The 9,544-nt window shown below is 27.4% G+C and carries 10 protein-coding genes and 1 pseudogene; 8 read left to right on the top strand and 3 right to left on the bottom strand.

Annotation, left to right across the window (positions count from 1 at the left end):
* The first annotated feature begins 125 nt into the window (after positions 1-125).
* Complete coding sequence (locus tag K0040_RS19060) at positions 126-302, top strand: hypothetical protein (RefSeq protein ID WP_228110302.1); 177 nt, start codon at positions 126-128, stop codon at positions 300-302.
* 76 nt (positions 303-378) lie between these two features.
* On the opposite strand, the gene K0040_RS19065 is transcribed toward K0040_RS19060, so the two are convergent.
* On the bottom strand, positions 379-774 hold the full coding sequence (locus K0040_RS19065; RefSeq protein ID WP_228110303.1) for an RrF2 family transcriptional regulator: 396 nt from the start codon (positions 772-774) through the stop codon (positions 379-381).
* Positions 775-1,210: 436 nt separating this feature from the next.
* Between K0040_RS19065 and K0040_RS19070 the strand changes: the two genes are divergently transcribed.
* The 6 genes from K0040_RS19070 (at position 1,211) to K0040_RS19095 (ending at position 6,512) form a co-directional block, all read left to right on the top strand.
* Complete coding sequence (locus K0040_RS19070; protein WP_228110304.1) at positions 1,211-1,762, top strand: NADH peroxidase; 552 nt, start codon at positions 1,211-1,213, stop codon at positions 1,760-1,762.
* Positions 1,763-1,959: 197 nt separating this feature from the next.
* Complete coding sequence (locus K0040_RS19075; protein ID WP_228110305.1) at positions 1,960-2,415, top strand: LytTR family DNA-binding domain-containing protein; 456 nt, start codon at positions 1,960-1,962, stop codon at positions 2,413-2,415.
* A gap of 1 nt (position 2,416) precedes the next feature.
* The gene (locus K0040_RS19080; protein WP_228110306.1) at positions 2,417-3,121 is read left to right on the top strand and encodes a LiaF transmembrane domain-containing protein; all 705 of its coding nucleotides are present in this window, start codon (positions 2,417-2,419) and stop codon (positions 3,119-3,121) included.
* 177 nt (positions 3,122-3,298) lie between these two features.
* On the top strand, positions 3,299-4,672 hold the full coding sequence (locus tag K0040_RS19085; RefSeq protein ID WP_228110307.1) for an MATE family efflux transporter: 1,374 nt from the start codon (positions 3,299-3,301) through the stop codon (positions 4,670-4,672).
* 111 nt (positions 4,673-4,783) lie between these two features.
* Positions 4,784-5,431, top strand: coding sequence for a PAQR family membrane homeostasis protein TrhA (trhA, locus tag K0040_RS19090; RefSeq protein WP_228110308.1), 648 nt, complete (start codon positions 4,784-4,786; stop codon positions 5,429-5,431).
* Between the two features lie 148 nt (positions 5,432-5,579).
* Positions 5,580-6,512, top strand: a complete 933-nt coding sequence (locus tag K0040_RS19095; protein WP_228110309.1) for a hypothetical protein — start codon at positions 5,580-5,582, stop codon at positions 6,510-6,512.
* Between the two features lie 58 nt (positions 6,513-6,570).
* Here K0040_RS19095 and K0040_RS19100 read toward each other — a convergent pair.
* A pseudogene (locus tag K0040_RS19100) lies at positions 6,571-6,930 on the bottom strand (DUF2871 domain-containing protein); the annotation flags it as partial.
* Positions 6,931-7,069: 139 nt separating this feature from the next.
* Complete coding sequence (locus K0040_RS19105) at positions 7,070-8,302, bottom strand: aminotransferase class I/II-fold pyridoxal phosphate-dependent enzyme (protein WP_228110310.1); 1,233 nt, start codon at positions 8,300-8,302, stop codon at positions 7,070-7,072.
* A gap of 222 nt (positions 8,303-8,524) precedes the next feature.
* On the opposite strand from K0040_RS19105, the gene K0040_RS19110 reads away from it, so the two are divergent.
* On the top strand, positions 8,525-9,433 hold the full coding sequence (locus K0040_RS19110) for an FN3 associated domain-containing protein (RefSeq protein ID WP_228110311.1): 909 nt from the start codon (positions 8,525-8,527) through the stop codon (positions 9,431-9,433).
* Positions 9,434-9,544 lie beyond the last annotated feature (111 nt).

The following is a 9,544-nucleotide window of genomic DNA, read 5'->3' on the forward strand; positions in this document are numbered from 1 at the left end:
TCTCTTCTTTAGAAAATAGTTTTTTGTTCATAATTACTCAACTCCTTAATGAATATTTTACACAAAAATAAACCCTATACAAGTAAACACTTTTTCTAGTATCCACTTTATAGGGTCCATTTTATATGAGCTTGGTAGCTACATTTTTTAGGCATGATCATGGAAATGATGTTGGAACATTAATCTTTTCTTTTGCTCTTATGGCAGTAGAGATGGTGATTCTAATATTGCTAGTTTTTGCTTATTTATTTGTAGTATTTTATGGGATGTATTACAGATATAAATATGATAAAGAAATGTAAATAATAAAAAATAGAGATTATATGGAGACATTCTGACGTAGAAAAAGGATGGATAACCAATAGGTGATCCATCCTTTTAAAGTATATCCTCTAAAGTATATTCACTTAAAGTAAGTATAAATGAATTCAGAGCATCATCTATAATAGGTTTTAGTTTACAAGAATCATTTATAGAGCAAGTATTACTCTCAATAGAAAAACATTCAAGAATATTTAAGTTATCCTCAGTTGTTTCAAGAAGCTTACCTAAGTTTATATCCTTAGGATCCATACCCAATTTTATACCACCATTTCTTCCTTTTGATGATGATATATAATTGTTTTTAGATAATTTATATACTATTTTCTTTATATGATGAGTTGATAAACCTAAAATGGATGATAGTTCATCAACAGTAGAAAGATTATCTGGGTGATTACCTAAATACATTAGTATTCGAAAGCTATAGTCTGTAAATTTTGATAAATACATTATAATCTCCTTTGATAAGATAGTTTATATATGTATTATTATATAAACTCCTAAGTATTAAACACAAGGTAAATAATAAATTTACGATTAAAGTTTAAGTTAATTAAAAAAGTATATCCAACTCAGGATAATTATTACAAATATTTTGAAGAAAATTTTCATGTCTATATAAAATCATAAATAATGTGAACATCACAACTACTTATTATACATAAGTTACATATATTAAGATGTTAGCAAGAGCCTATTTTGTAAATTGGATGCTTCACATAATGGAAAATTTTATGTTAAAATTATAGAAGGGTAAAAATAATAATAAATTTCAAAAAAACTGTTTAAGGTTAAAAATACGTGGTATTAATATAGCATAATTAAAAATTAAATTTAAACAGTATATAATATTTAGTTTATATAAAAATTAGGGAGGAATAATAAGATGAAAAAATTTGTTTGTACAGTATGTGGTTATATATATGAAGGAGAAGCTGCTCCAGAAGTATGTCCAGTATGTAAAGTAGGAGCTGAAAAGTTCCAAGAAATGAAAGGTGAAATGAATTGGGCTGACGAGCACAGAATAGGTGTAGCTCAAGGAGTTGACGAAGAAATAGTTGAAGGGCTTAGAGCTAACTTCACTGGAGAATGTACAGAAGTAGGAATGTACTTAGCTATGTCAAGACAAGCTGATAGAGAAGGACATCCAGAAGTTGCAGAAGCTTACAAAAGAATAGCTTTCGAAGAAGCAGAACATGCTGCTAAATTTGCTGAATTATTAGGTGAAGTAGTAGTTGCTGATACTAAGAAAAACTTAGAAGCTAGAGTTGAAGCTGAATATGGAGCTACTGAAGGAAAGTTAAAAATAGCGAAGAGAGCTAAAGAATTAGGATTAGATGCAATACATGATACAGTTCATGAAATGTGTAAGGATGAAGCTAGACATGGTAAAGCATTCTTAGGGTTATTAGAAAGATACTTTGGAAAGCAAGCTTAATTAATATAAAAATAATAATTTAAAAAAGCTGTATTACACTTAATAAAAGGTGTAATACAGCTTTTTATTTTAAAAATAAAATGTTTGTAACTAATAATTAAAAATCTACCTCTTACAAAGATAAATTAACCACTTACTCTAAATTCGTTTACAAAGAAATCCTAATGACTATAATTGATAATGTGGAGAGTGAAGATATGAAAATACGAATTGAAGTTGATGAAAGAATTGAAGAAGATGAAATAATAGTTAGGTGCAGTCAATTAAATGAAGAATTGAGTAATATTCAAAAAGCAATAACTGAAATAATAGCACAAAAAACACAAATTACTTTTTATAAAGATAATGTGGAGTACTATATATCATTGGTAGAAATATTGTTCTTTGAAACTGAAGATGCCAATATTAGCGCTCATACAAGTGATAATATTTATCAGGTTAAGTACAAGCTTTATGAACTGGAAGAGATTTTACCAAATAATTTTATGAGAATATCAAAATCTACTATATTAAATATAAATCACATTTACTCCATAACACGAAACCTAACATCGTCAAGTATCGTTGAATTCCAAAATACACATAAACAAGTGTATGTTTCAAGACATTATTATAAACCACTAAAATTTAAGTTATTAGAAAAGAGGAGATAAAATGAAAAAAGAAAGAATTTTTTGGGGCTTTTTACTTGTATTAGGAAGTGTTGCCTTAATAGTTAATAAACTTGGTTACTTTTCTCATATAAATGTATTTAGTGTATTATTAACAGTATTTCTTTTGGGAATTATGATAAAAAGTGCACTTAGAAGAAGCTTTCCAGGAATATTATTCCCATTAGCATTTATTTGTATTATATTTGATAATCAATTAGGTATTACAGCAATTACACCATGGACGGTGTTAATAGCAGCGGCTCTTGGCAGCTTTGGTCTATCAATGATTTTTTATAATGGTCCTAGGTGGCATAATTATAAACATAAACATGATTGGAAATATGATGATTATGAAACCATTAATATTGAAGATGAGGGACATATAAAATTAGATACTAGTTTTGGAGGAAGTATTAAATATATTAATTCAGACAAATTTGAACAAGCAGATTTGGGTTGTAGTTTTGGTTCAATGAAGGTGTATTTTGATAATACTAAACTAAATAATGGACGTGGAGTAGTTAGAATAGATGCATCATTTTCTGGAGTAGAGTTATATATACCTAAGACTTGGACTGTGGAAAATAGGGTTAATACATCCTTTGCAGGTGTAGATGAGAAAAACAGAAACATGGGAAATTCAGATAATATTTTAACTATAATAGGAAGTGCTAGTTTTGCAGGTATAGAAATAGTTTATGTATAAAAAATATAAATAAGCTAAAGATATTTCAATAATGCACTGTACCCCAATTGTTGGATCAAAATTCCAATGATTGGGGCATTTTTTATATAGTCAAAATATTAAAAAAATGTGATATTATTAAGAGGTGTATGTAAAAATATAAGTGTATTAAGTAATAAAGAAAAATGAGGTGAAACTTTGCAATACATATTTAAATTAGACAAAGAAAACAAAATATTTTATAAGACCTTGCTTACCTTATGTATTCCAATAATAATTCAAAACTTATTATCAACTTTAATAAATATGGTGGATACAATTATGGTTGGAGGACTGGGAGAGGTATCAGTGGCAGCAATTGGTATAGCTAATCAATACTTCTTTTTATACAATATGGCTTTATCCGGAATCATAGGAGGAGCAGGATTATTTATTGCTCAATTTTTTGGGAAAAATGATAAAGAAAATATAAGAAAAATCACAGCCTTAGGAGCATTATCAGCTATAACTTTAGGAGTAATATTTGGCACAATGGCAATTTTTTCTCCAAAGTTTATAATTCACTTCTTTTCTCTTGATGAAAGTGTAATTGAAATTGCAGTAAATTATTTTGCAATAATAGGATTTTGTTATCCTATTATTGCAATTAGTAATGTATTTAGTATGGGATCAAGAAGTATTAGAAATCCAAAGCTTGGAATGATTTGCAGTTCTATATCCTTAGGATTAAATATAATTCTAAACTATATATTTATATTTGGCAAATTTGGAATGCCAGCTTTAGGTGCTAGTGGTGCAGCCTTGGCAACAGTTATATCAAGAGTCGTTGAGTTAATCTTATTAGTTAGTTATGTTTATTTTATTAAAAGTGATTATGAATTAAGATTTACTTTTAAAGATATAAAATTAATCAATAAAGATTTATTTAAGGCGTTTATATCTAAAACAATGCCTGTATTTTTTAACGATGCTTTATGGGCATTTGGGACTGTGCTATATGCAGTGGCTTACTCAAAAGCAGGAACATCAGCTATTGCAGCAAGTCAAATTGCATCAAGTACAGGAAATTTCTTTATAATGACATCAGTATGTATAGCTATTGGTTCATCTATTATGATAGGAAATGAGTTGGGTGCGGACCACATAGAAAAAGCAGTTAGCTATTCAAAGAAGTTTGCAATTATAGTATCTTTGGCTGGGCTAGTCTTTGGCGGATTATTAATTTTATCAATTCCTGTTCTTCTAAAAGTATTTAGTGTAAGCCCAGGCCTTGTACCAGATATAAGAAAGATATTTATTGTAATGGGAGTACTAATGGTATTAAAGACTTTTAACACTTTTATAATAATAGGTGTGCTTAGAAGTGGTGGAGATACAAAATATGCTTTAACTTTAGAAATGGGATGTATGTGGTTTGTATCATTACCTTTAACATTCTTTGCTGCTTACAAAGGTCTTCCCATTTATATTTTAGTTGCTTTAACTTATACGGAGGAAATGGTAAAGTTTATATTTGGGGTACCAAGAGTATTATCTAAGAGATGGGCAAATAATATTGTAAAAAACATATAAAATGGTTAATACAATATTAAAACTTATTTACTGAGTTGACTTTTCTTGTTATTAGAGTTACAATCAAACTATTATCGGTCAACTGACCGACAAGAAATAAGGAGGTATTTCATGGGAACATATATTAGGGAACCTATTAATGGATTTACTCATTTAGGTGGAGCGATTCTTTCTTTTGTAGGTCTCTTAGCATTAGTAATAAAAACTACATTAACAAGTGCATCTGCTATAGATCTAACTGCAGTAATCATATTTGGAATAAGTATGATTTTACTTTATGCAGCATCAGCTACATATCATTTAGTAATGGCACCAGACAAGGTAATTGCATTTTTAAGAAAATTAGATCATTCTATGATTTTTATACTTATAGCAGGATCATATACTCCATTTTGTTTAATTGCATTAAAAGAGCACAAAGGTTGGATCTTATTTACAGTTGTTGCTACAATAGCAGTTTGTGGAGTTCTATTCAAAATGATTTGGTTTAATTGTCCTAGATGGATATCAACTTGTATATATATAGGTATGGGATGGATATCAGTATTTATGATAAAACCACTTTATAGCTCTATACCATTTGGAGGAATACTTTTATTACTTATGGGAGGTATATTTTATACCATAGGAGCAGTAATATATGGACTTAAATCATCTGCACTTAAATTTAGAAATTTAGGATTTCATGAGATATTTCATATATTTATTCTTTTAGGAAGTTTATGTCACTTTATCTCAGTGTTTGAATATGTAATATAAAACTATAATCACCCACTCTATTTATTAGGATGGGTGATTTTTATTTTGAAAATTTGCAAATAAATATGAATGAAATATAAAAATAATAAAAAGATTATATGGATAAAAATAGTATATAATATAGTCAATATGTAATAAGGGGGATATTATGTTAAAAGATATAAATGTAAAAATAAACCAAATAAAGGAGCAGGTTGCGGAGAAAAAAGTATTAGAAGAAAAACTTGATAATTTGAATAAAGAAATTTCTATGTATGAGTGTGAATTGAGAGATTTAGAAGAAATGTTAAATAAGGAGTTACATGATGTAGAGAAATTAAAGAAGGTATCTTTATCAAGTATTATATGTACAATTACGAGAAATAAAAAAGAAAAGATTGAAAAAGAAGAAAAGGAATATTTAATAGCAAAATTTAAATATGATGACTGCTTTTCTAGAGTTGCTTCAGCGAAAAACAGCAAATTAAGAATAGAGGATAGATTAAACTCATTAGCGAATTGCGAAAATAGGTATGCTGAATTATTAGATACAAAATTAGCTCTAATAAATATATATGGAGATGCAAATGAGAAAAATAGAATTCTAAACATGGAAAAAGAATTGGACAATTGTTTTAAAGAGCTTAAGGAAGTGGAAGAATCTATAGAAGTTGGAAATACTTTATATGAAGAACTTTCATATACAAAAGAGATATTACAGTCTGCAAAAAACTGGGGAACTATTGATTTACTTGGAGGAGACTTTATTTCTTCCATAGCAAAGCATGAAAAAGTTGACCAAGCTCAAAATCAGTTTAGAAGAATTTCAAGTTTGTTATCTAATTTTAATAAGGAATTAAAAGATGTTAATATAAATAGCTTAAATTTTTCTAATACCATGAAAACTTTTGATATATTTTTTGATAATATATTTACAGATATATCTGTAAACAGTCAGATAAGTAATTCTTATGAAGATATTTGTAAATTACAAAGAAATGTTGATATTATTCTAAAAAAATTAAAAGATAGCAAAGTCAGTTTACATGAAATTATAGATGACAAAAAAGATGAATATGATAAATTTATAAATAGTCTTTAATCTAAAAAGGTATTACTAGATGAAAATTAAAAACTTACATCTAATAATACCTTAAATTTTATGAAATTTTGTAATCATAATTTTTTATTGATTTATTAACTATAACAACAAACCATCCTAAAGCTATACCTAAAATAGCATGGCCAAGACCTGATATATGGCTAAGAACAGCAAAATCACTATTATTAACTTGTAATATACCTCTATAAACTAATGTAGAAATTAAGTACACAAGACCTATATTGTAAGTTATAATCCATGATTTAAAACCTTTTATTTTAGATATGTTAAAGTTCTTCTCTAGTAGTAATACAATTATAAAAAACATAAATCCAAGCATTAATGTATGTGCATGAGTTACACTTAATGAGGTCACTCCAGTGAAATTATTTATTCTTGTAAACTCTCTATAAAAAACTCCTAATGCTAATCATAAAATTAAATAAAATATTGAAATTTTAAAATATTTTTGTATATCCTACCTCTAGCTAAATAATTAATAATATACATACCTAAAAAGATTCCCATTGAAACAAAAAGAAGTAGGATTAGTTTATTTAAAATTTTAAATCAAGAGATTTGAGTCTATTATAAATTTCCTTCATAAGGCTAACTTCATCTTCTTTGCTATAAGCCTCGTAAGTAACGGAAAGTCTTAAATAAGCGCCGCAATCATCCCAAGGAACAGTGGATATCATGGCATTATTTAAAATATAAGCAAATGCATCTTCTGCACTATTAAATACTACATCACCAGCGCTTTTAGGAATAGGGACATAAAGATAAAAACCACCTTTAGGCTTTTCCACTTTAAATCCAACTTTCCTTAGAACATCAATCAGTAAATCAAAACGTCTAGAATATCTTTCTATATTTTCTGAAATAAATTTTTCATAGTGGTCAAGAGCAAATGAAGCAGCTTTTTGTATAGGAATAAATTGACCAGAGTCAGTGTGACCTTTAATAGTTGAATAAAGTTTAATAGTTTTAGGAGAACCCACTACAAAAGCCATTCTAAAACCAGTCATATTAAAGCTTTTAGATAAAGAGTGAATTTCCAAACAAAGATCCATAGCACCATCAACGCTTAAAATACTTAGAGGTTTATGCCCATCATAAGTCAAAGCGCCATAAGCCATATCAGAGATTATAAAAATCTTGTTTTTCCTGCAAAAGTCAACTAAATATTCATAATACTCTTTAGTAGCAATTTGTCCAGTTGGATTGTTTGGATAATTAATATAAATAAGTTTAGCTCTTTTTAAAATATCTTTAGGAATATCTTCTAGGTCAGGGAAAAGGTTGTTTTCTTCACAAAGGGGTAAATTGTAGACTTCTCCACCTAGAAATTTAGTATAAGTACCCATAATTGGGTATCCGGGCACAGTCATTAGACAAACATCCCCTGGATTTATAAAACCTATAGGAATCATAGCCAAAATAGATTTTGAGCCTATGCCATGCATAACATTATCACAAGTTAAATTGTCTATATGATATACGTTTTTCATAAATCTACAAGCTGCTTCTTGAAACTCTAATATTCCATTATCTGCATAAAATCTATTTTCATTCTTATGTGATTCTCTACATAAAACATCAATAATTGAAGAGTGAGCTATTTTATCAGGTTCACCAACTCCCATATTGATAAGTGGTATATCAGGATTATTTATTTTAGCATCATTAGTCAATTTTTTTAGTTTTTCAAATTTGTATAATCGTGTAGCTGTATTAAAGAAAGATAAATCGCCCAATCTTTCTGAAATCATACTGTCTATAAAATCCATTTTTAATCCTCCAAAAGTGTCAAGATACTTTATATTATGAAAAATTATTAAAAATGGGACGACTTTATTATTTTCGTTGATTTTTATATATAAAATTAATCACAAGTAAAGCAAGGAAAATAGTAAATACATTATGTTATTATAAATGATACCAAATTTAATTATTTATATGTATAATATAAAAGCATCATAAAATTTAAGACGTTTAAGTGAGGATTAACCATGGGAAAAAAGGATAAAGGTAAATTATTTATAATACTGGCAGTTACTGTCATACTAGGATTGACCATGTACAAGGGAGTATTAACATATAAAATTTATGACAATTATATAAATACAGGATTATACTTTTTAACAAATGAAAAATATGAAGAAGCAATATCATCTTTTGAGAAAGCAATAAAATTTAAGAAAAATAGCACTAATGCAAGAGTTTACTTAGGAAAGACATACATATTAAATAATGAAATAAAAGAGGCAACTAAAACATTAAAAGAAGCTCAAAATATAGATGTTGATAATGAAAAATTACTTGTGGAAATATTAGGGATTTTAACTTACATAGATGGAGATTTGGCATATGAATTTTTGAATACATTTGTAGTAGCTGTACAAAAACCTAATTTATCACCTGCAATACAATATATAATTAATTCAGCTAATAAGCCTCCACTAAATCCAAAAGTAAATATAGAGCCAGGAAAATATGTAGATTCATTACATTTAAAAATATTGGACGAGATAATATCTGTTGGACATAGTTACTATTATACAATAGATGGAAGTATACCTAATAAAAACTCATCTAAGTATATTGGAAAAATAGATATATCAGAAAGTACAAATATAAAAATAATAGGATACAATAAAAATGGAGACTGTACAGATGTTGAAACTTTTAAATATATAATTGATAAAGATATAATAAAGCAGGTTAAAAAGTGTATTTCTGAAGGTCAGTCATTAATTAATAAAACTACCGTGGGAAGTGACATTGGAAATATATCTAACGAGAATAAAGAAAAACTTCAAAATACATTAAATAAAGGAAAAGACTTATTAAATAATTATTTTATTAATTATAAAGATGCAATTAATATAAAAACAGATATAGAAAGACCAGCTAGTTAAAGTCAACATATTTTATTGAATTTTATATTATGTGTTTTTAGACACAATTAATAGACTATCAAATTTCAACGAAAAATTGATGATTTACTGTGAAAATAGTTCGTAATTAGC

The sequence above is a fragment of the Terrisporobacter petrolearius genome, assembly GCF_020748185.1.
GTDB classification, from domain to species: domain Bacteria; phylum Bacillota; class Clostridia; order Peptostreptococcales; family Peptostreptococcaceae; genus Terrisporobacter; species Terrisporobacter petrolearius.